This window comes from Kitasatospora sp. NPDC029367, from assembly GCF_055569135.1.
In genome coordinates, this window is record NZ_JBVHYH010000065.1 from 32,727 (window position 1) to 53,749 (window position 21,023).

General features: G+C 74.8%; 18 protein-coding genes. 11 read left to right on the plus strand and 7 right to left on the minus strand.

The window, feature by feature from the left end; genetic code table 11:
- Nucleotides 1–28 precede the first annotated feature (28 nt).
- Complete coding sequence (locus tag ACZ4W5_RS28680; RefSeq protein ID WP_465657784.1) at nt 29–1,003, minus strand: helix-turn-helix transcriptional regulator; 975 nt, start codon at nt 1,001–1,003, stop codon at nt 29–31.
- A 132-nt stretch (nt 1,004–1,135) separates the two neighbouring features.
- Between ACZ4W5_RS28680 and ACZ4W5_RS28685 the strand changes: the two genes are divergently transcribed.
- Complete coding sequence (locus ACZ4W5_RS28685; RefSeq protein ID WP_465657785.1) at nt 1,136–1,699, plus strand: DinB family protein; 564 nt, start codon at nt 1,136–1,138, stop codon at nt 1,697–1,699.
- Between the two features lie 84 nt (nt 1,700–1,783).
- On the opposite strand, the gene ACZ4W5_RS28690 is transcribed toward ACZ4W5_RS28685, so the two are convergent.
- Entirely contained in the window at nt 1,784–1,999 is a 216-nt protein-coding gene (locus tag ACZ4W5_RS28690) for a heavy-metal-associated domain-containing protein (RefSeq protein WP_360236992.1), read from the minus strand.
- A 293-nt stretch (nt 2,000–2,292) separates the two neighbouring features.
- Here ACZ4W5_RS28690 and ACZ4W5_RS28695 point away from each other — a divergent pair, with 293 nt between their 5' ends.
- The 4 genes from ACZ4W5_RS28695 to ACZ4W5_RS28710 all read left to right on the plus strand — a co-directional run bounded on the left by ACZ4W5_RS28695 (nt 2,293) and on the right by ACZ4W5_RS28710 (nt 7,098).
- A complete protein-coding gene (locus ACZ4W5_RS28695; RefSeq protein ID WP_465657786.1) occupies nt 2,293–3,300 on the plus strand; it encodes a TIGR03619 family F420-dependent LLM class oxidoreductase in 1,008 nt (335 codons plus the stop codon).
- Nucleotides 3,301–3,415: 115 nt separating this feature from the next.
- Entirely contained in the window at nt 3,416–4,132 is a 717-nt protein-coding gene (locus ACZ4W5_RS28700) for a DUF3152 domain-containing protein (protein WP_465657788.1), read from the plus strand.
- Between the two features lie 251 nt (nt 4,133–4,383).
- On the plus strand, nt 4,384–5,304 hold the full coding sequence (locus ACZ4W5_RS28705) for a glutaminase (protein WP_465657806.1): 921 nt from the start codon (nt 4,384–4,386) through the stop codon (nt 5,302–5,304).
- Nucleotides 5,305–5,589: 285 nt separating this feature from the next.
- Entirely contained in the window at nt 5,590–7,098 is a 1,509-nt protein-coding gene (locus ACZ4W5_RS28710; RefSeq protein ID WP_465657789.1) for an NHL repeat-containing protein, read from the plus strand.
- A gap of 68 nt (nt 7,099–7,166) precedes the next feature.
- Here ACZ4W5_RS28710 and ACZ4W5_RS28715 read toward each other — a convergent pair whose 3' ends face one another.
- Nucleotides 7,167–8,189, minus strand: coding sequence for a MerR family transcriptional regulator (locus tag ACZ4W5_RS28715; protein WP_465657790.1), 1,023 nt, complete (start codon nt 8,187–8,189; stop codon nt 7,167–7,169).
- 26 nt (nt 8,190–8,215) lie between these two features.
- Nucleotides 8,216–8,884, minus strand: coding sequence for a HEAT repeat domain-containing protein (locus tag ACZ4W5_RS28720; protein WP_465657792.1), 669 nt, complete (start codon nt 8,882–8,884; stop codon nt 8,216–8,218).
- A gap of 182 nt (nt 8,885–9,066) precedes the next feature.
- On the opposite strand from ACZ4W5_RS28720, the gene ACZ4W5_RS28725 reads away from it, so the two are divergent.
- Together ACZ4W5_RS28725 and ACZ4W5_RS28730 are read left to right on the plus strand one after the other, a co-directional pair.
- Entirely contained in the window at nt 9,067–10,413 is a 1,347-nt protein-coding gene (locus tag ACZ4W5_RS28725) for a DUF2254 domain-containing protein (protein WP_360237007.1), read from the plus strand.
- A 420-nt stretch (nt 10,414–10,833) separates the two neighbouring features.
- Nucleotides 10,834–12,405 carry a serine/threonine-protein kinase gene (locus ACZ4W5_RS28730; protein WP_465657794.1) on the plus strand — a complete coding sequence of 524 codons (1,572 nt, stop codon included), beginning with the start codon at nt 10,834–10,836 and terminating at the stop codon, nt 12,403–12,405.
- Between the two features lie 3 nt (nt 12,406–12,408).
- Here ACZ4W5_RS28730 and glmS read toward each other — a convergent pair whose 3' ends face one another.
- Together glmS and ACZ4W5_RS28740 are read right to left on the minus strand one after the other, a co-directional pair.
- Nucleotides 12,409–14,235 carry a glutamine--fructose-6-phosphate transaminase (isomerizing) gene (gene glmS, locus ACZ4W5_RS28735; RefSeq protein WP_360237013.1) on the minus strand — a complete coding sequence of 609 codons (1,827 nt, stop codon included), beginning with the start codon at nt 14,233–14,235 and terminating at the stop codon, nt 12,409–12,411.
- Nucleotides 14,236–14,273: 38 nt separating this feature from the next.
- Nucleotides 14,274–14,549 (minus strand): hypothetical protein, encoded by a 276-nt coding sequence (locus ACZ4W5_RS28740; protein ID WP_360237016.1) that lies wholly within the window; start codon nt 14,547–14,549, stop codon nt 14,274–14,276.
- A gap of 239 nt (nt 14,550–14,788) precedes the next feature.
- On the opposite strand from ACZ4W5_RS28740, the gene asnB reads away from it, so the two are divergent.
- The 4 genes from asnB to ACZ4W5_RS28760 all read left to right on the plus strand — a co-directional run bounded on the left by asnB (nt 14,789) and on the right by ACZ4W5_RS28760 (nt 20,091).
- Nucleotides 14,789–16,645, plus strand: a complete 1,857-nt coding sequence (gene asnB / locus ACZ4W5_RS28745) for an asparagine synthase (glutamine-hydrolyzing) (RefSeq protein ID WP_465657796.1) — start codon at nt 14,789–14,791, stop codon at nt 16,643–16,645.
- 238 nt (nt 16,646–16,883) lie between these two features.
- A complete protein-coding gene (locus ACZ4W5_RS28750; RefSeq protein WP_465657798.1) occupies nt 16,884–18,017 on the plus strand; it encodes a hypothetical protein in 1,134 nt (377 codons plus the stop codon).
- A 140-nt stretch (nt 18,018–18,157) separates the two neighbouring features.
- Entirely contained in the window at nt 18,158–19,588 is a 1,431-nt protein-coding gene (locus ACZ4W5_RS28755) for a pyridoxal phosphate-dependent decarboxylase family protein (protein WP_465657800.1), read from the plus strand.
- Nucleotides 19,589–19,665: 77 nt separating this feature from the next.
- Nucleotides 19,666–20,091 (plus strand): hypothetical protein, encoded by a 426-nt coding sequence (locus ACZ4W5_RS28760; RefSeq protein ID WP_360237028.1) that lies wholly within the window; start codon nt 19,666–19,668, stop codon nt 20,089–20,091.
- A gap of 15 nt (nt 20,092–20,106) precedes the next feature.
- Here ACZ4W5_RS28760 and ACZ4W5_RS28765 read toward each other — a convergent pair whose 3' ends face one another.
- Entirely contained in the window at nt 20,107–20,799 is a 693-nt protein-coding gene (locus ACZ4W5_RS28765) for a hypothetical protein (RefSeq protein WP_465657802.1), read from the minus strand.
- Between the last annotated feature and the right edge of the window lie 224 nt (nt 20,800–21,023).

A 21,023-nucleotide genomic window follows, 5' to 3' on the forward strand; every position in this document is an offset into this window, starting at 1 on the left:
CACACCAGAAGTCGACCGGGCCGACTTCCTACGCCTCCGCGCCGCCTTCCGCCGCGCGGCCGAAGCGGGTGGACCACTCCGCGATCAGTGCCCGCAGCTCCGGCGGGTGGACGATCCGGAACTCGGCACCCAGGGAGCCCAGGGCCATGGCGGGCCAGTCCAGCGAGTCGGCGGTCATCCGCAGGCGGCAGCGGGTGGCGTCCACCGCCTCGACGTCGCCCCAGCGGCCGACGAGGGCGCGGACGCGCTCGGCGGGGGCCTCCACCAGGGCCTCGACCCGGTTGGGGCGGGGCATGGCGCTGAGGCCCGCGCGGACGAACTCGGCGGCGTCGGCGGCCGGGAGGGTGCGGGGCGCGAAGCGGGCGCCGGTGGCCTCGGCGGCGGTGAGGCGGTCCAGGCGGAAGGTCCGCCAGTCGCCGCGGTCGAGGTCGTAGGCGACCAGGTACCAGCGCCGGTCGAGGCAGACCAGCCGGTGCGGTTCAACGTGCCGCTCGGTGCGCCGCGCGGACGCGGTGGTGTACGAGAAGCGGAGCCGTTCGTCGTCCCGGCAGGCCAGGGCGACGGCGGTGAGGGCGTCCGGGTCGACGCGGGAGGCGGGGGCGGTGCCCCAGTCGACCGGGACGGTGACGGCGCGCAGCGCCTCGACCCGGCGGCGCAGCCGGCCCGGCATCACGTGCACGACCTTGGCCAGGACCCGGACGGAGGCCTCGGCGACCCCCTCCACCGGGCTGTCGGCGGCCGCCTGGAGCCCGACCGCGAGGGCGACCGCCTCCTCGTCGTCGATGACCAGCGGGGGCAGGGCCGCGCCGGCGGCCAGCTGGTAGCCGCCGTCGACGCCGCGCTGGGCCTCGACGGGGTAGCCGAGCTCGCGCAGCCGGTCGATGTCACGGCGCAGGGTGCGGACGGAGACGCCGAGCCGGTCGGCGAGTTCCTCGCCCGGCCAGTACCGGTGGGTCTGGAGCAGGGAGAGCAGTCGCAGGGTCCGGGTGCTGGTGTTCGCCATGTCCCGATTCTGGGCGCTATTCAGGACAGGAAGTGGCCGCAATGCTCCGTAATGTGGTTCTCGTCAGGGGGAGCGAGCCCCGGACCACCACCGAGCAGGCACCGATCAGGACCCGAACGGAAGGCCAGAGCCATGACCGCGACCACCACCCCCAGCAGCACCACCACCCCCACCACCCCCGCCCCCGTCACCGGCGAGCGCGCCGACCTCCTGATCGCGCTGGAGAAGCAGCGGCACTTCCTGCGCTTCACCACCCGCGGCCTCACCGACGAGCAGGCCGGCCTGCGGACCTGTGCGAGCGAGCTGTGCCTGGGCGGCCTGGTCAAGCACGTGCGCACGGTGGAGCGGCTGTGGGCGGAGTTCATCGTGCAGGGCCCGTCCGCGATGCCCGACTTCTCCGCCATGACCGAGGCCGACTTCGCCCGCCGCGCCGACGAGTTCCGGCTGCTGCCGGGCGAGACGCTGGCCGGGGTGCTCGCCGCGTACGCCGAGGTGGCCCGCCGGACCGACGAGCTGGTGGCCACCCTGCCGGACCTCGACGCGACCCAGCCGCTGCCGAAGGCGCCCTGGTTCGAGGCGGACGCCGAGTGGTCGGCCCGCCGGGTGCTGCTGCACGTCATCGCCGAGACCGCCCAGCACGCGGGCCACGCCGACATCATTCGCGAGTCCCTGGACGGCGCGAAGAGCATGGGCTGAGCCGGGTGGGGCCCGCCGTCCCGAGGCGACGGGCCCCGGGGCGGCGGGCCCCCGGCCCGTCCGGGGTCAGACCTCCGTCCGGGGTCAGACCTCGTCGACGAGGGTGAAGCCGGCCGCGTCGACCGCGCTGCGGACCGCAGTGGTCTCCAGCGGCTGGGCGGAGGCCACGGTGACCCGTCCGCTGGGCGCGTCCGCGACGACCTCGGTGACCCCGGGGATGGCGGCGAGCCCGGCGCTGACGGTCCTCTCGCAGTGGCCGCAGCTCATGCCGTCGACGGTGAGGACGGTGGTGATGGACATGACGGTGCCTCCGGTTACGGGTCGTGGTGCGGGTTGCAGCGCGGGCTGCACTGCGGATCATGATGCGGACCGTGGTGCGGATCGTCGTGATCGACCCGCACCACAACAGCCGATTCCGACGGCGATCCCCAGGAACACGCCGCACGGGTGGCACCTTCGAGTGGTTCCGGGAACCGGCGGCGCCGTCCGCCCGACGGGAGCCCCGACGGGAGCCCCGACGCCTGGCGCTCCGGGCGCCCGTCGGCCGACACTGGGTGCTCCGGCCCCCGCACGGAAGGCGTAAGGACGACCCCATGCCCCTCGGACTCGCCCTCCCCCAGTACGGCCGCTTCGCCGACCCCGCCCTGACCGTCCGGATCGCAGCCGCGGCCGAGGCGCTCGGCTACGACCGGCTCTGGACGGCCGACCGGCTCCTGGTCGCCAACGCCCCGCGGACCCCGTACCCCGGCGGCAGCGGCGCCCTCCCGGAGAGCCACCGGACCTTCCTCGACCCGCTCACCCTGCTGACCGCCGCCGCCGGCGCGACCAGTCGGGCCCGGCTGGGCACCAGCACGCTCAACGCGCCCTGGTACCCCCCGGCCCTGCTCGCCCGCACCCTGACGACGATCGACCTGCTCAGCGCCGGCCGCCTCGACGTCGGCTTCGGGCTCGGCTGGTCCGAGGACGAGTACCAGGCGGTCGGCGTCCCGTGGCGGGGCCGGGCGGCCCGGCTGGAGGAGACCCTGGACGTGCTGGAGGCGTTCTGGACCGGGGGCACCGACGTCCGGCACACCGGTGAACTCTGGACCGTCCCGTCGTCGACCGTCCTGGCCCGCCCGGCCCAACGGCCGCGCCCGCCGGTCCTGTTGGGCGGGGTGAGCCCGGCCGCGCTGGAGCGGGTCGGACGGCGCGCCGACGGCTGGCTGGGCGTCGGCCTGCCGCTGCCCGCCCTGCGCCCGCTCTGGGAGCGCGTCCGGGACTCCGCCCGGGCCGCCGGCCGCGACCCGGCGACGCTGCGCCTGGTGCTGCGGGTCAACCCGGCGGTCACCGCCGCCCCGGCGCCCGCGGGGGACGTCCCCCAGCGCGGCACGGTCGCCCAGATCGCCGACTACCTGGCCGCCGCCGTACGGGAGTTGGGCGCGGAGCCGCTGATCGACCTGCACCACGCGGCGCGGTCCCCCGAGGAATTCCTGTCCCTCGCCCGGGAGTTCCGTGACGCCCTGGCCGTTCCGCCGCTTCCGGCCCGCCCCCCCGGCGACGGACTGAGCGACGGACTGAGCGACGGACTGAACCCGCCGCCGCAGCCGGACCGTTCCTCCTGATGTACCCCGTTTTGAGCCCGCCCAGGAGTTGCACCACCGCCATGGCCGACACCACCGCGCCCCCGCCCCACCGAATACGCCGACCGCACGGCCGTACGGCGGCGGGCGGCGGCCGATGACGGCGGCTGCCGCCCGCCCGCGCCGCTGGCGCCGCTGGCAGCACTGGCGGCCCTGGCACGCCATACTCGCCGTGGCGCTGGTCGCGGCGGTGACCGCCGGCCTGCTGTGGTGGCAGCCCTGGCGCAGCGAGCCCGCGCCGCTGGCCTTCACCACCGCCCCCGGCGGCTCCGCCCGCTTCGGCACCGGGGAGCACCTGTACCGCTACAAGGTGCGGGTGGAGGACGGGATCGCGGAGAGCCCGGCGCAGTTCGCCGCCGAGGTGGACGCCGTCCTCGGCAACACCCGGCGCGGCTGGGCGGCCGGGAACACCGCGTCCTTCCAGCGGATGGCCGCCGACCCGGTGGACTTCACGGTCTACCTGGCGACCCCGGGCTCCACCGACCGGATCTGCGGCCAGTACGGGCTGGACACCGGCGGCTGGGTCAACTGCGGCGTCCAGCACCAGGTGGTGATCAACCTCAGGCGCTGGACCGAACTGTCCGATTTCTACCGGAACCAGCCGGAGCTGTACCACGCGCTGGCGATCAACCACGAGGTCGGGCACATCCTCGGCAACGGCCACGTCGACTGCCCGGGCCCGGGCGCCCCGGCGCCGGTGATGATGCAGCAGATCAAGGGCCTGCACGGCTGCGTCCCGAACGGCTGGCCCTACACGGACTCCGGCACCCTGCTGACCGGCCCGCCGGTCCAGGCCCCGACCGACGCGCCGTAGCCCGCAACCGACGGACCGCAGCCCGCGACCGACGCGCCGAAGCCCGCCACCGACGCTCCGTAGCCCGCACCCGCCTCCCTTCCCTCCTCCCCCCGGCACGCCACGCACCGGCACCCCCGCCTGGCGCACAGCACTCCCCCGAGCACGGATAATCACAGGTCGGACCGGGGGTCGCCGCACGGCGCCCCCGGCCGGATCGTGTCCGTACCCGTCCGTGCGTGGAGTGAAGAATCTTGTTCGATGTGGAGAACCTGGACTACCCGGTCCTGCTGGCCGCCGCCGAGGCGGCCGCCCGGGCGACCACGGGCCGGGGCCACGTCGCCGACTACATCCCGGCCCTCGCCGAGGCCGACCCGGAGGCCTTCGGCATGGCCGTGGCCACCGTCGACGGCGAGCTGCACGGCGTCGGCGACTGGGAGCAGCCGTTCTCGATCCAGAGCGTCTCCAAGCTGTTCTCGCTCGCGCTCGCCCTCGCCTACAGCGCCGACGGCGGCGAGGACCTCTGGCGGGGCGTCGGCCGGGAGCCCTCCGGCAACCCCTTCAACTCGCTGGTCCAGCTGGAGACCGAGCACGGCATCCCGCGCAATCCGTTCATCAACGCGGGTGCCCTGGTGGTCACCGACCGCCTGCAGTCCCTGACCGGCGACGCCTCCGGCGCCGTACGGCAGTTCCTGCGCCGCGAGTCCGGCAACCGGCTGCTGGACACCGACCCGGTGGTCGCCGTCTCCGAGGCCGAGCACGGCCACCGCAACGCGGCGCTCGCCCACTTCATCGCCAGCCACGGCAACCTGCGGAACCCGGTCGACACCGTGCTGGACCACTACTACGCGCACTGCGCCATCGCCGCCAGCTGCCGCGACCTGGTGCTCGCGGGCGCCTTCCTCGCCCGCTACGGCGTGCGCACCGACGGCACCCGGCTGATGAGCCGTGGCGAGGCCAAGCGCCTCAACGCCGTCCTGCTCACCTGCGGCACCTACGACGCCGCCGGCGAGTTCGCCTTCCGCGTCGGCCTGCCCGGCAAGAGCGGCGTCGGCGGCGGCGTCCTCGCCATACTCCCCGGCCGCGCGGCCGTCTGCGCCTGGGGGCCCCGCCTCGACCAGGCCGGCAACTCGGTCGCCGCCGTGACCGCCCTGGACACCCTCACCACCCTCTCCGGCTGCTCGGTGTTCTGACCAGCACCACGTCCGCACCGCCCCGCCCCCGCCACCCCGGCGGGGTCCACGGGCCGGACAGGTGCTTGTACGACAAAGCGTCAGTGGTCCATGCTGGCCGCATGAACCGCCACACGCACCTGAGCCGTCGACTCGACGTCGACCTCGGGCACGCGTGCTCGGCGATCTGTCACCGCGCGCTCTGACGCGGTGATCAGCCCGGCGCCCCCGGCGCCGTCGGGAACCCCATCCGGGCGATCACGTGCACCACCACGCCGCCCACTCCTCCTCCCGATGGGGACTCCCATGCGCCTCGCGCTGCCCGCACTCGTGACCGCCGCCCTGCTGACCCTCGCCGTCCCGGCCCACGCCACCGGCCCGACCGGCGCCACCGTCCCGTCCGGCGACGGCCCGTCCGCCACCGACCCGTCCGGCGCCACCGACCCGTCCACCGCCGGCCCGTTCAGTCCGCTCCCGCCGCACAACCCGTACGCGGGGCCCGACGGCACCGCCACCATGCACGGCGACACCGGCTCCTCCGACGCCACCCCGCTGCCCGGCCCGGGGCCCGGCCCGCTCGACTCGGAGCGGGTGGCCCTCCAGTCCGCCTGCCCGACGGTGCTGGTCGGCTCGGACGGACGCCCGGTCGCGCTCTGCACCACGATCTTCGGCCTCGTCCCGACGGTCCACCTGCTCGACCCGGCCGACGGCGGTTCCGTCGCCGAACTCCCCATCGCCAAGGGCTCGTTGCTCGGCGGCGTGTACGCCTACCTGGACCAGGACGACCGCCTGGTCGTGGTGGACGGCAACCGCGACCTGCTGCGGATCGGCCACCACCGCACCGCCACCGGCGCCTGGGCGCTGACCGTGGACAGCCGGCTGTCACTGGCCGGCGCCGTGCCCGAGGGCGACGCCGTGACCGGCCTGTCCCCGGACTGGCAGGGCCGGGTCTGGTTCGCCACCGGCGGCGGGGTGGTGGGCACCGCCGACGACCGCACCGGCACCGTCCGCACCCTCGCCCTCCCGGCCGGGGAGAAGGTCGCCAACTCCATCTCCACCGCCCCGGCCGGCACCCTGGTGGCCACCACCCACGCCACCTACCTGCTGACCGCCGAGGCCGACGGCACTCCGCTCATCGCCTGGCGCCGGCCGTACGACCGCGGACCGGGCCGGAAGCCCGGACAGCTCAGCTGGGGCACCGGCTCCACACCGACCTTCTTCGGCCCGCGCACCGGCACCGAGTACGTCACCGTCGTCGACAACGCCGCGCCGACCGTGCACCTGCTGGTCCAGCGCACCGCCGACGGCTCCGAGGTCTGCTCCGTCCCGGTCCTCAGGGCGGGCGGCAGCGGCAGCGAGAACTCCCCGGTCGGCGCCGGGAACGCCGTCTTCGTCGCGAGCACCTACGGCTACCCGTACCCCAAGCTGCCCGCCGACGCCGGGCCCAGCGTGCCCGCGTCCGGCCGCTTCTCCGGCGGCCTCAGCCGGGTCGACGTCCGCGCCGACGGCTCCGGCTGCGACCTCGTCTGGGACACCACCGTGCGCTCCGCCGCCGTGCCGAGGCTGTCCACCGGTGACGGCCTGATCCACACCGTGCTGCGCCGGCCGGTCATCCCGGGCACCGACGCCACCTCGATCCTCGATCCGTACTACTACGCCGAGATCGACCCCCGCACCGGCAGCGTCACCCGCACCCACTACCTCGGCGCGGGCTTCCTCTTCGACACCCTCCAGATGGTCGGCTCCATCGCCCCCGGCGGCGTGGTCTACCAGGGCACCACCACCGGCGTCCTGCGGATCAGCAGCGTCGGCTGACCGTCCCACGGCCACCGCTCGGCGGCGCGGCTATGCGGTTACGCGGCTACGCGGCGCGCGGCAGTCCGCTACCGCGCGCCGCGCAGCGTGAGCACGTACGCCGCCGTGAGCGCGACCACCCGGTCGGCGTCCCGCGCCAGCCCGGCGAGCGCGCCCGCCGCCGTGCTCCCCGGGATGTCCGCGAGCGCCTGGGTCAGCCGCCGCCGGGCGGGCTGGTCGACCCCGTCCCGGGCCAGGCGCTCGACGAGCCGCCCGGCGATCCGGTCCGCCAGGGCGGGGTCACCGGCGTCGGCGGCGCCGTTGGCCAGCTCGGCCAGCGCATCCGCCGCGTCGGCGTCGTTGCGCTCCTCGACGATCATGTCGATGAGCGTCGGGACGGCGTCGGCCACCCGCCTGGCCCCGAGCGCCAGGGCCGCGTACCGGCGGACCACCGGATCGGGGCCGGCCAGGGCGTCCCGCAGCAGCGCGGTCGCCGCGTCGGCCGGGATCTCGGCGACGGACCGGACGGCGCGTTCCCGCACCTCGGCCGAGGGCGAGCCGAGGCCCGGCGCCAGCACGGCCACCGCCGCCTCGCCGGCCTGCGCCAACGCCCACCGCAGGGCCCCGGCGGCGTTCGGGTCCGACTCGGCCAGCACCGCCTCGGCCAGCGCCTCCAAGGGGACGGGGGCGTCCTCGGCCGCGGCCAGGGCCGCGCGCTGCCGCGCCCCCGCGCTCTTCGACTCCAGCCCGTGGAGCAGCGCGACGGTCCGCAGGACGTCCTCCCAGCCGGCGGGCTCGGCCGCGCCGATCCGGCGCAGCCGCGTCAGCAGTTCGGTCTCCGCCGCGATGCGTTCCAGCGTGCGGGCGACGAGGTCGTCGACCAGCCCCGAGGGCGTGAAGCCCGGGTCGTCCAGCGCCCGCCCGACGTCGTGCAGCGACAGGCCGAGGGAGCGCAGGCTCTCGATGTGGAAGATCCGCCGGATGTCCGCGTCGGAGTACTCCCGGTAGCCGGAGCCGGTGCGGCCCGACGGCCGTACCAGGCCGAGCGACTCGTAGTGCCTGAGCATCCGGGCACTGACCCCGGACCGCCGGGCGACCTCACCGATCAACACCGTCCACCACCGATCGACATGCCCTGCTACCCCTCCCGGTCGGTCCCGAGGACGGCGATCCGCTTCGCCTCCTCGATCGCCGACTCGAAGCCGGCGTCCGGGTCGCGGCGCAGCGCCTCCGTGGCGAGCGCGTGGGCGCGCACCCGGGGATCGGGATCCGCCGTCGCGGCCGTCAGGACCGGCACCGCCGCCTCCCCGAGCGCGACCAGCGCCCGGCTGAGGCTCAGCTGCGCCTCCCGGCTGCCGCGCCCGAACTGCGTCGCCAACCCTACGGCCAGGGCGGGCCGCTCGTCCTCGGGCGCCAGCACGACCGCGGCCCGCCAGGCGCTGCGGGCCACCTCCTCGTCGGGGTCGGACAGCAGCGCCGGGGTGACGGCCGGCCACGCCCGGGGGTCCCCGATCTTGGACAGGGTGTGCAACGCCTGGCTCCGCGCCTGGGCGCGCTCCGAGCGGACCTCCTCGAGCAGCGGCGGGACGGTCACCGCCGCGGGGTGGCGGGTGAGCGCCCAGGTGAGCATCTCCCGCACCGGGAAGTCGGGCTCGACGGCGCACCGCTCGACCAGCCGGTCGACGAACCCCGGGTCGGGGTTCGTACCGACGGCCAGCGCGGCCCGCAGCCGTACCGACGGGTCGTCGTGCGCCAGCCCCCGCAGCACCCGCACGGTGTTCGCGTCCTCGGTCGATGTCGTCGTCATCAGGACCACCTCCTGGACGCCAGTGAAGGGCTTGTCACAGTGTCAAGGTCAAGCGGACGGGGTCGAGCGGTCCGGCACCGCCGAGCGGGCGCCGAGCCGGGAGGCCGCCGGGAACCTAGGGTGGGTCCGGGGAGTGACCGAGGGGGGTGTGCCGACGGGCCGGGCGTACGGAGGTGGGCGAGGTGATCCGCGGTGTCCACCTGGAGGCACAGTGGCGGCGCGAGGCGCTGCGGACCAACCTGTGGGTCGTCCCGGTGCTGGAGGTCGGGTTCGCCGCGGCCCTGTTCGCGGTCACGGTCGCGCTGGACCGGGGGGCCTACGACGGGACGCTGGGCCTGCCCTCCTGGGTGATCAGCGGGACGGCGGACTCGGCGCGGCAGATCCTGGCGGCGATCGCGGCGGCGCTGATCACCGTGGTCGGCGTGGTGTTCTCGATCATGATCGTGACGCTCACCCTGGCCTCCACCCAGTTCGGGCCGCGGATGCTGCGCACCTTCATCCGGGACCGGACCACCCAGATGACCCTGGGCACCTTCGTCGGCACGTTCGTCTTCGCGATCCTCTCGCTGGTCGTCATCGGACCGGGCCCGAGGGGTGACTTCGTCCCCCACCTGTCGATCACCGCGTGCATGGTCCTGGTCATGCTCGACCTCGCCGTACTGATCTACTTCATCCACCACATCGCCACCTCCATCCAGCTGCCCCGGGTGATCGCGAGCATCGCGGCGGAGCTGTCGGAGGCGATCGAAGCGGGCGCGGGCAGGTCGGACCGGCCGACCGGGGGCGGCGCGGGACCGACGGCCGCGGAGCTGAACGTCCGGCTGGACACCTCGGGGGCGACGGTCCCGGCCCCCGCCAGCGGCTACCTCCAGTTCGTCCGGCACCGCACCCTCGTCCGGATGGCCACGGAGCTCGACGCCGTCATCCGGCTGGACCACCGGCCGGGGCACTTCCTCGTCCAGGGCCACCAGCTGGCCACCGTCTGGCCGCCCGCGGCCGCGCCCGAGGTGGCCCGCAGCTTCGCCCGCGCCCATGTCGTCGGTTCGACCCGCACCCTCGCCCAGGACATCGCCTTCGCCGTCGACCAGTTGGTGGAGATCGCCATCCGGGCCCTGTCCACCGCGGTCAACGACACCTTCACCGCCCTGACCTGCATCGACTGGCTGGGCGAGGGCCTGTGCCGGATCGCCGCCCGCTGGGACCCGAATCCCGTCCACCGCGACGAGGCCGGGTACATCCGGGTGATGACCGTCCCGGTGAGCTACGAGCGGCTGGTCCAGCGGTCGTTCGAGAAGATCCGCCAGGCCGCCCACGGCATGCCCGCCGTGCTGATCCGCCAGCTGGACGCGCTGGCCGAGATCATGGCGGAGACCCGGACCGAGCAGCAGCGCCGGGTCCTGCTCGAACAGGCGGAGATGATCGAACGCCTGAACCTGGAGTCCGTCCCGGAGGCCGCCGACCGCGACGACGTCCGACGGCGCTACCTCTCGGTCCTGGCCGCCTACGCCCGGGCCGGCCGGTCGGGCTGACCCCTGCCCCTGGGCCCTGCCCGAGGCCCGGGACAGGGGCCGCCCGGGGGCCCGGAACGGAAGCACGGAACTCGGTAGCGCTACGTGGATATGACATGTACTCTGCGTATCGCTGGTTGAACACGCTGCGGGCCTGGTCGCCACTCCGTGGGGGGAGTCACGCCCAGGCCCGATCGCCGGCCCGGGGCCCGGTTGCGCTCGTGGGGGAGCGTCAGCCGGGCCCTTCGGTGGGTCCACGTCGTTATGCCCAGCCTGACGGTGTTTCAGTCATGACAACCCGTCGGCATCTCGAAACCGCACCGCCACCGCATCGCCTCCGCGCCACCCTCGCCCGCCCTCCCCCGCCCTCCCCCGCCGTCGGCCGTACCGGCTCTGCCAGACTGTGGCGGACGTACAGGCCGAGGGACGGGGGAACCGACGGTGGCGGACAGCGGGGACGGCGTTGCGGCCGTGACCTCGGCGGGGCGGCTGGTCGGCGGCCGGTACCGGCTGGCGCGGCGGCTCGGGGCGGGCGGTTTCGGCAGCGTCTGGCAGGCCCACGACGAGGTGCTCGGCGTGGACGTGGCCGTCAAGGAGGTCCAACTGCCGCCCGCCGCCTCGCCCGAGGAGCACTCCGAGCGGCTGCTGCGCGCCCAGCGGGAGGCCCGGCACGCGGCCCGGCTGCGCGACCACCCGAACGTCGTCGGCGTCCACGACGTGGTGATCGACGGCGGCGTGCCGTGGACGGTGATGCAACTGGTCGTCGGCCGGTCCCTGGAGGAGCGGATCGCCCGGGAGGGCCCGCTCCCGACCGCCGAAGCGGTGACGGTCGCCGAGGCCGTGCTCGCCGCGCTCGGCGCCGCGCACCAGGCGGGGATCGTGCACCGCGACGTGAAGCCGGCGAACATCATGCTGGCCGACGACGGCGGCGTGCTGCTCGCCGACTTCGGGATCGCCGTGCAGCAGGACCAGACCGCCCTCACCGCCTCGGGCGCCTTCATCGGCTCGGTCGACTACCTCGCCCCCGAGCGCGCCCACGGCAGCCCCGCGGCCCCGGCGGGCGACCTGTTCTCGCTCGGTGCCACGCTCTACCAGGCCGTCGAGGGCCGGCCGCCGTTCCGCCGGGACACCCCGGTGGCGACGCTCACCGCCGTGCTGTTCGAACAGCCGCCGCCGATGGCCCTGGCCGGCCCGCTGGCCCCGCTGATCGACGGCCTGCTGGCGAAGGACCCGAACGCCCGCCTCAGCGGCGCGCAGGCGGCCGCCCTGCTCGCCGAGCACCGGCCACCACTACCGCACCAGCCGCTGCCGCCGGCCCGGCCCGCACACCCGCCGACCGCGCTCGCCACCCAAGCGGTCTCCCAAGCGGTCACCCAGCCGGTCGCACCACCGGTCGCCCCGCCGACCCTCCCGGGCCGGCCGGGAGAACCGGGCCTGCCCGCACCGACCGGCCACCGGGGGCGCCTGCTCGCGTCCGTCCTGGTACCGGCCGGGCTGATCGCCGGGTACGGCGTCTCGCTACTGCTGACCGGCGGCACCGTCAGCCTCGAGGCCGGTGGGAACGTGACCCCGCAGACGGTCGCCGCCATCAATCACGCGTCCGGACCGGGCTTCCCGCTGTACTCCGCGCTCGGGATCGCCGACACGGAGCGGGCCATCGGCTTCCTGTCCTGGGTGTGGCTGGTGCCCGCCCTGCTCGCCCTGGTCTGCGCGGCCGCCCTGCCGCACCGCCCGTACCCGGCCCTCCGGCGCCTCGGGTACGTCTGCGCCCTGCCGCTGCCCTGCGCTCTCATCGGCGTGGACTTCACCGTGGGCCCCGACGACCTCGCCCGCCGGCTGCCGCCCACGCTGCAGGCAAACCTCACGCTGACCTTCGGGGCCGGCTGGTGGCTGCTGCACGCCGCCGCCGTGCTGACCCTGGCCGCCCTGATCTGGCAGCACGTCAGGACGGCGCGCGCGGACCGGGCCCCGGTCGTCCGCACAGCGACCGGGGCCCGGGGATCCGACAGCTGACGGCTACTCCACCGTCACGCTCTTCGCCAGGTTGCGCGGCTTGTCCACGTCCCGGCCGAGGGCGACCGCCGCGTGGTAGGCGAGCAGCTGGAGCGGGATGTTGAGGAGCAGCGGGTCCAGCTCGGGCTCGCTCTTGGGGACCAGGATGCAGTGGTCGGCCAGCTTGTCCTCGGGCCGGCGGTGGGCGACCGCGATGACCCGGCCGGAGCGGGCCTTGATCTCGCCGAGGGTGGTGAGGTTCTTGTCCAGCAGCTCGTCGTCCGGGACGAGGGCCACGGTCGGCAGCTCGGGGCTGATCAGGGCCAGCGGCCCGTGCTTGAGCTCGCTCGCCGGGTAGGCCTCGGCGTGGACGTAGGAGATCTCCTTGAGCTTCTGCGCGCCCTCCCGGGCCACCGGGTAGCCGCGGACCCGGCCGATGAACATCATGCCGACGGAGTCGGCGTACTCGGCCGCCAGCTTCGCGATCGCGTCGGACTGGTCGAGCACCTCGCGGATCTGGTCGGGCAGCGCCTGGAGGGCGGAGACGATCCGACGGCCGTCGGCCGGCGAGAGGTCGTGGATCCGGCCGAAGTGCAGGGCGAGCAGGGCGAAGGCGACCACGGTGGAGGTGAACGCCTTGGTGGAGGCCACGGAGACCTCGGGCCCGGCGTGCAGGTAGATGCCGCCGTCGCACTCCCGGGCGATCGCACTGCCCACGGTGTTCACGACGCCGAGGACCCGGCCGCCCTTGCGCTTGATCTCCTGGACGGCGGCGAGGGTGTCGTAGGTCTCGCCGGACTGGCTGACCGCGACGTACAGGGTGTCGGCCTCGATCACCGGGTTGCGGTAGCGGAACTCCGAGGCGGGCTCGCTGTGGGCGGGGATGCGGGCCAGCTCCTCGATCAGCTGGGCACCCATCTCGCCCGCGTAGTAGGCGGATCCGCAGCCGAGGATCTTCACCCGGCGGATCTCGCGCAGCTCCCGGGCGTCCAGGTTGAGGCCGCCGAGGTGGGCGGTGCTGAACCGCTCGTCGAGCCGGCCGCTGAGGGTGCGCTCGACGGAGGTGGGCTGCTCGTGGATCTCCTTGAGCAGGTAGTGGTCGTAGCCGCCGGTGTCGAAGGAGTCGATCTCCCAGTCGACGGTGGACGGCTGGCGGTGGGTGGTGCGGGCGTCCGCGGTGAAGGTGCGGAAGCCGTCGGCGCGGACGGTGGCGAGCTCGCCGTCCTCCAGGTGCACCACCTGGCGGGTGTAGCGGACCAGGGCGGAGACGTCGGAGGCGGCGAACATCTCCTTCTCGCCGATGCCGAGCACGATCGGGCTGCCGTTGCGGGCGACCACGATGCGGTCGGGCTGCTCGGCGTCGAGCACCGCGATGCCGTAGGTGCCGACGACCCGGCCGAGCGCGGCGCGGACGGCGTCCTCCAGCTCGACGCCCTCGGCGGTGTGCGCGGCGATCAGGTGGGAGAGCACCTCGGTGTCGGTCTCGGAGCGGAAGACCGCGCCGTCGGCGGTGAGCTTGGCACGCAGTTCGTCGGCGTTCTCGATGATGCCGTTGTGCACGACGGCGATCCGCTCGGCGTTGTCCAGGTGCGGGTGCGCGTTGGCGTCGCTGGGCACGCCGTGGGTGGCCCAGCGGGTGTGGCCGATGCCGGTGCCGCCCTTGAAGCGGGCCGGCACGGCGGCGGCGAGGTCGGCGACCCGGCCCTTCACCTTGCGGAGCTTGATGCCGCCGGTGCGCCCGGCGACGGCGACGCCGGCCGAGTCGTAGCCGCGGTACTCCAGCCGGGCCAGTCCTTCCAGCAGGAAGGGGGTCGCGTCCTTGGGGCCGATGTAGGCCACGATTCCGCACATGCGTGGACTCCTCCAGAAATAGCGAATGAACCCGGGGCTCAGCCGTAGACGATCCGGCGCAGCTGACGGGCCGAGAGCTCCGGCGCCGCGACGCGGCGGGCGGGCAGCTCCTCGGCGAGCCGGGCGAAGATCCGTTCGTTGGTGAGGCCGCGTGCCTGCAGCTCGCCGTGGCGGCGACGGACGTACTCCTCGGTGGTCTCGGAGAAGTACGCCAGCACCTCCGCCACGACCCGCGCCGCTTCCCGGGGCCCGAGCGGGCTGGTCCGGGAGAGGTGGGCGAGGAGGTCTTCGTGAGGGTGGGGTGAGCTCGGCACGAATGAGAACTCTAGGTGGACCGGCTCGCCGAAGCCAAAGATCTTGCCCGAATTCGGGCAGGCTTCGCGGCTTTCGGCCCGGGTAACCGCGCGGACCCCCTGCCGTCACCTTCCGGACAGGCTCTTGATGCCGCGCCGAGGGCGCCCGTACCGTGACCCCCGCCACACGTGCCCGAAGCACACGAACCCCAAGCACACGAACCCGAAGCACACCAACCCGAAGACCGGAGGGCTTGCTGATGTGCGGGATCACCGGATGGGTCGCCTTCGACCGCGACCTCACCGCCGAGCGCGACGTCCTCGAAGCCATGACGGCCACCCAGGTCTGCCGCGGCCCGGAGGCCGGCGGCGTCCACCTGGAGCCGCACGCCGCGCTCGGCCACCGCCGCCCCGGAGCGGCCGGAGCCGCCGACGGCGGGGCGCGGCCGCTGTCCGTCGAGCACGACGGCCGCCCACTGGCCGTGCTCGCCTTCGGCGGCGAGGTCCACAACCACCGCGAACTGCGCGCGGAACTGGAGGCGGCCGGTCACCGCTTCCGCACCCGGGACGCCGCCGAGGTCGTACTGCTCGGCTACCTGGAGTGGGGCGAGGGCCTGGCCGAGCGGCTCAACGGCGCCTACGCCTTCGCGATCTGGGACTCCCGGCACGAGGAGCTGCTGCTGGTCCGCGACCGGCTGGGCGTCAAACCGCTGCACTACCACCCCACCCCGGACGGCGTGGTGTTCGGCTCCGGCGCCGGGGCGGTGCTGGCCCACCCCGCGGTCCGCGCGGTGGTCGACCTGGACGGGCTGCGCGAACTGCTCTCGCTCACCCGCACGCCGGGCGCCACCCCGTACCGGGGCGTCCACGAGGTCCGTCCCGGGCACCTGGTCCGGGTGCGCCGCGGCGGCGTCACGGAGCGCCGCTACTGGGGGCTGGAGGCGCGCGAGCACCTCGACTCCCTGGAGTCCACGATCGCCACCGTCCGGGCCCTGCTGGAGGACATCGTCCACCGCCAGCTCGATTCGGACCTGCCGCTCTGCTCGCTGCTCTCCGGCGGCCTGGACTCCAGCGCCCTCACCGCCCTCGCCGCGGCGGCGCTGCACCGGTCGGGGGCCGGCCCGCTGCGCACCCTCGCGGTGGACTTCACCGGCCGGGACGAGGACCTCCACCCCGACCCGGCCCGCTCGACGCCGGACGGCCCGTACGCCCGGATGCTCGCCCGGCACGTCGGCGCCGAGCACGACGTGATCACGCTGGACGCCGCCGAGCTCACCGAACTGCGCCGCGGCCACGCCGTGCTGCGCGCCCGGGACCTCCCGGGCGGGCTCGCCGACCTGGACGCCGCCCTGCTGCTGCTCTTCCGCCGCGTCCGGGAGCGGGCCGCCGTCGCCCTGTCCGGCGAGGCCGCGGACGAGCTGTTCGGCGGCTACCCCTGGTTCCACGACCCGGCCGCGATCGCCGCCGACGACTTCCCCTGGGCCGCCCGGCTCGACGGCGGCCTGGCCGGACCTGGCTCCGCCCCGCGCGAGCAGCTGCTCGACGCCGACCTGCTGCGCAAGCTCGACCTGGCCGGCCACCGCCGGGCCCAGTACCGGGCGGCGCTCGCCGAAGTCCCGCACCTGCCCGCCGCCGACCCGGTGGAACGGCGGATGCGCGAGGTGTCGTACCTCAACCTCACCCGCTTCTCCGGCGTGCTGCTCGACCGCAACGAGCGGATGAGCCGGGCCAACGGCCTGGAGGTGCGGGTGCCGTTCTGCGACCACCGGCTGGTGCAGTACGTCTTCAACACGCCGTGGGCGATGAAGACCTTCGACGGGCAGCAGAAGAGCCTGCTGCGCGCCGCCGTCCGGGACCTGCTGCCGCCCGAGGTCGCCGACCGGGTGAAGAGCCCGTACCCGATCACCGCCGACCCGCGCTACCCGCAGCTGCTGCGCGCCGACCTCGCCCGGCTCGCCGCCGAACGGACCTCCCCGGCGCTGGAGCTGCTGGACCGCCGGCGGCTGGCCGACGCGCTCGCCCCCGACACCGACCCCGGGTCGGTGCGGCTGGGCGTCGACCTGGCGCTGGACCTCGACGTCTGGCTGACGGAGTACCGGGTGACGCTGGAGCTCTGACGCACCGTCCCCCCGCACGGAGGGCGCGAGGCGCACCCGGCCCACGGCGCACCACCCCGAACGGGTGGTCCGCCGGGAGCCCCGCCCGCCGGGAGCCGTCCCGGCCCGCCGGGGCCTCCCGGCCATGCGGTAGCGTCGCCGACACCTCCCGAATGGCGGGCGAAAACGCGGGATCGCGCTCCCGGTGCCGTCAGGATGGGAGCGAACCGTTCACCTCGATCCGCCGGGGGATCCCGTCATGCAGCCGCGAGTCTTCGCGATTCTCACCGCCGCGCTCCTGGGCGTCCTGGGCCTGGGCTCGGTGGCCGTCACCGACTGGAAGCCCGCCACGGCCTCCGCCGCTCCGGCCGTCGCCGGTCCTGGCGCGGGCGCGGGCGCTGGTGCCGGTGCCGGTGCCCAGCCGGTCACGGCCGGCGCCGCGAGCGCCACCCCCACCGGCGACCCGGCGGTGTGGACCCGCTCGACGCTGCGCAACAAGATGATGGCCGAGATGGACGCCACCGACCCCGGTGTCGCCCTCGCCGACCTCGACCGGATCACCAAGGAGAAGCCGTACACCGTGCGCTTCTGCCACCCGATCGCGCACGAGCTCGGCCACGCGGCGGTCAAGCGCTTCAACGCCGACTTCCAGAAGGTCATCTCCTTCCCGCACGAGACCTGCGCGGCCGGCTACCTGCACGGCGCGGTCGAGGAGATGCTCAACGCCTCCACCCAGCCCGAGGTGGACCTGCTCAAGCTGTGCGCCCCCAAGAACAGCGGCCCCTGCATCCACGGCGTCGGCCACGGCACCATGTTCGTCGCCAAGCAGGACGTCGCCAAGGCGCGCGACCTGTGCAACAAGTTCACCTCCGACCAGAACCGGATCCGCTGCTCCGAGGGCCTCTTCATGCAGCTCTTCGGCCCGGACGAGGAGGACGAGCAGGCCAAGGCCAACCTGCCCGCCGACAAGCTCGCCCAGGACCCGCTGTACCCGTGCAAGGACCAGCCCTCGCTGTTCCAGTCCGCCTGCTACTTCTACGCCCCGACCTTCTACCTGTCCTCGCACGACTACCCGAACCACCCCGAGGTCTACGCCGACGCCCTCAAGTGGTGCCTCAACGGCAAGGCCAGCGGCGGGGCGGTGGACTGCAGCCGCGGGGTCGGCTCCCGGACCATGAAGTACAACCTGGACCGCGAGGACTGGGCCGCCCAGCAGTGCGCCACCGCCGCCGACGGCTGGCAGCGCAAGGCCTGCGCGGAGGGGCTGGTCAGCTACTACACGGTCAACTACACGGACGGCGGCGCGGCCGGGCGGCTCTGCGCGAAGATCACCAACAAGGAGATGCAGGGCTACTGCCGCTCCGCGGGCGGACTCTCCTCCTCCCTCGACTGACCTCGACCGACCGGTCCCGCTCCCGCCCCGTCCCGCTCCCCGGGCCCGCGCCGCACGGCGCGGGCCCGTTCCGTACCATCGGCTGACCACCCGGTGCGCCGAGGACGCCGCGCCTCCCCCACACCGCCGGAGCACGCCCGATGGACACCCGCAGGACCGACTTCCGCGCCGCCGCCCACGCCACCGCCGACCTCGTCTCCGACTACCTCGCCGAACTCCCCGGCCGTCCCGTCTGGCAGCCCATGGACGACGCGGCACGCGGCGCCCTGCTCGACGCCCCGCTGCCCGCCGAGGGCCGCCCGCTCGCCGAACTCGTCGAGGCCATCGGCCGGGACGTCCTGCCCCACCCCATGGGCAACGGCAACCCGCGCTTCTTCGGCTGGGTCAACTCCGCGCCCGCGCCCGCCGGGGTGCTCGCCACCCTCGCCGCCGCCGCGATGAACCCCAGCTCGGCCGGCGGCGACCACGCCGACGTCCACCTGGAGCGCGCCGTGGTCCGCTGGATCGCCGAACTGGTCGGCTTCCCGCACCCGGCCGGCGGCGGACTGCTCACCTCCGGCACCTCGATGGCGACCATCGTCTGCCTGGCCGCCGCCCGCAACCGGGCCGCCCGCCGGGCCGGCCACGACCTCCGCGAGGAGGGCCTGGCCGGGCTGCCGCCGCTGGTCGGCTACGTCACCGGCGAGACCCACTCCTGCGTCCGCAAGGCCGCCGAGCTCCTCGGCCTCGGCAGCCGCCACCTGCGCACCGTCGCCACCGGCCCCGACGGGCTGCTCGACCCCGCCGGACTGCGAGCCGCCGTCGAACGCGACCGCGCCGCCGGACTGCTCCCCTTCCTGGTGGTCGCCTCGGCCGGCACCGTCGGCACCGGCGCGGTGGACGCCTTCGAGCCGATCGCCGACCTCTGCCAGGAGCAGGGCCTGTGGCTGCACGTCGACGGTGCGTACGGCGCCTTCGGCCGGCTCGACCCCGCCATCGCCCACCGCTACGCGGGCCTGGAGCGCGCCGACTCGCTCGCCCTCGACCCGCACAAGTGGCTCGGCGTCCCGGTGGACTGCGGCTGCGCCCTGGTCCGGGACACCGGCGAACTGCGCGGCACGTTCAGCCTCGTCCCGTCCTACCTGCGCGACGAGACGGCCGGGGAGCTCGGCTGGTTCTCCGAGTACGGCACCGAGCAGACCCGCCCGTTCCGCGCCCTCAAGGTCTGGGCCACCATCGCCCACCGCGGCCGCACCGGCCTCGCCCAGGACATCGCCCGGTGCACCGCACTCGCCCGCCGGCTCGGTGAACTCGTCGCGGCCGACGGGGAGTTGGAGCTGCTCGCGGAGGTGCAGACGTCCATCGTGGCGTTCCGCCACCGGGCACCCGGGCTGGACGCGGCGGCCCGCGACGCCCTCAACCGCGAGCTGCCGGCCGCCGTCCAGCGGCGCGGCCGGGTCTTCGTCACCGGCGCCCGGCTCGGCGGGCACGAGGTGCTCCGGGCCTGCCTGCTCAACGCCGCGACCACCGAGGAGGACCTGCGCCTGCTGGTCGACGAGGTCCGGGCCGCCGCCCGCACGCTGTTGTCGTAACACACCGGCGCCGACCTTAACCACCGAGTCACGGACGGGTCGCGATCAGGAAACACCGGTCGGGCACGGTGGAGGCCATGGAGAACTCGCAGCCTTCCGCCCACCGTGCCCGCCGCTGGCGCCGCGACACCGTCGAGCTGGCCGCCGCCTTCCTCTCCGTCACCGCGGCCGACCTGATCGCGAAGGTCGTCCTGCACGGCTCCGACGGCGCGCTCGTCCTCGCCACCTCGGCCCTCGCACTGCTCGCCGTCACCCTGCTGCACGCCTGGTGGTCCCCGCACGCCCCGCCCCCGACGACGGTCTGGCGGGTCCGCACCACCACCCTCGCCCACACCCACAGCACGCTCGCCGACCACCGGATCACCCTGCTCTCGCTCCACCGCCACCCCACGGCGGACGAGCTCTTCCTCCAGACCCCCCACTCCCTGGACCCGGCGGCCCTCACCGCCCTGCTCACCACCACCGGCCACACCGTCGAGGACACCCCGACCCGGATCGCCTGAGCGGCGCGGATCCGCTCAGTCCTCGACCTCGACGGCGGTCCGGATCTCCAGGGCCCGCTTCGCCAGGTCGTCCGGCCGGGCCGTACCCGTCGTGTCGATCACGGCGCCGACCGTCGTTCCGTCCGCCCAGATGCAGAGGGTCCGGGCGTCGGTGGAATCGCCCAGGACCGCGCAGTCCATCGCTCCGCCGAGCGGCCCGGCCGGGTAGTCCCGGCGGCTGCGCACCGGCTCCTGGGTGTCACTGGTCGAATCAGCGCCCCAGACCGCTCCGAACTGTGCGTCCAACTCCCCCCGGGCGTCCGGGAATCCCCCCGTCATCGCGGCGACCAGCAGGGTGGTGCGGCCCGAGCCCGCGGGGCCGTAGCCCGCCACCGACACGTCCCGGTAGCGGCTCAGCGCGGTCAGGTTCCGATGCAGGCGGTTGCGCTCCGCCGTGACCTCGGTGGTGTCCGGCATCCGCTCGTGGTCACCGATCCGGTCCGCCAGCACGATCCGGTGCGCGGGCGGGGCCCCCGCACCGGTGACGGCGGCCACGGTGAGCCCGGCGAACAGGGCGACGACTACCGCGCCGCCGATCCAGACGGCGCGGGACGTCCTGCGGTACCAGGGCAGCGGGGCCACCGGCTCCAGGGTGTTGGCCCAGATCGCCTGGAGACCGGTGGGCCTCCCGGTCGGTTCTTCGTGCTCCGTGTCCGCCGTGTCCGCCATGTCATCCCACTTGTATCAACTGCTCAACAGGTCGCCGGATGATACGTCAGCACGCGAAGGGCCCGCACTCGCCTTTCGGAACCGGCCGACGTTAATGGCGGCGGGGGGGGGGGGGGGGGGGGGGGGGGGGGGGGGGGGGGGGGGGGGGGGGGGGGGGGGGGGGGGGGGGGGGGAACGCAGCGGGGGGCGGGGTGGGGTGGGAACGGAGGAAGAACAGGGAGGGG

Coding starts and splice junctions, on each gene's coding strand:
- ACZ4W5_RS28700 (WP_465657788.1), top strand. CDS start 3,416: ATGACGGCGGCTGCCGCCCGCCCGCGCCGCTGGCGCCGCTGGCAGCAC.
- ACZ4W5_RS28710 (WP_465657789.1), top strand. CDS start 5,590: ATGCGCCTCGCGCTGCCCGCACTCGTGACCGCCGCCCTGCTGACCCTC.
- ACZ4W5_RS28765 (WP_465657802.1), bottom strand. CDS start 20,799: ATGGCGGACACGGCGGACACGGAGCACGAAGAACCGACCGGGAGGCCC.
- asnB (WP_465657796.1), top strand. CDS start 14,789: ATGTGCGGGATCACCGGATGGGTCGCCTTCGACCGCGACCTCACCGCC.
- ACZ4W5_RS28720 (WP_465657792.1), bottom strand. CDS start 8,884: ATGACGACGACATCGACCGAGGACGCGAACACCGTGCGGGTGCTGCGG.
- ACZ4W5_RS28690 (WP_360236992.1), bottom strand. CDS start 1,999: ATGTCCATCACCACCGTCCTCACCGTCGACGGCATGAGCTGCGGCCAC.
- ACZ4W5_RS28680 (WP_465657784.1), bottom strand. CDS start 1,003: ATGGCGAACACCAGCACCCGGACCCTGCGACTGCTCTCCCTGCTCCAG.
- glmS (WP_360237013.1), bottom strand. CDS start 14,235: ATGTGCGGAATCGTGGCCTACATCGGCCCCAAGGACGCGACCCCCTTC.
- ACZ4W5_RS28695 (WP_465657786.1), top strand. CDS start 2,293: ATGCCCCTCGGACTCGCCCTCCCCCAGTACGGCCGCTTCGCCGACCCC.
- ACZ4W5_RS28750 (WP_465657798.1), top strand. CDS start 16,884: ATGCAGCCGCGAGTCTTCGCGATTCTCACCGCCGCGCTCCTGGGCGTC.
- ACZ4W5_RS28685 (WP_465657785.1), top strand. CDS start 1,136: ATGACCGCGACCACCACCCCCAGCAGCACCACCACCCCCACCACCCCC.
- ACZ4W5_RS28760 (WP_360237028.1), top strand. CDS start 19,666: ATGGAGAACTCGCAGCCTTCCGCCCACCGTGCCCGCCGCTGGCGCCGC.
- ACZ4W5_RS28755 (WP_465657800.1), top strand. CDS start 18,158: ATGGACACCCGCAGGACCGACTTCCGCGCCGCCGCCCACGCCACCGCC.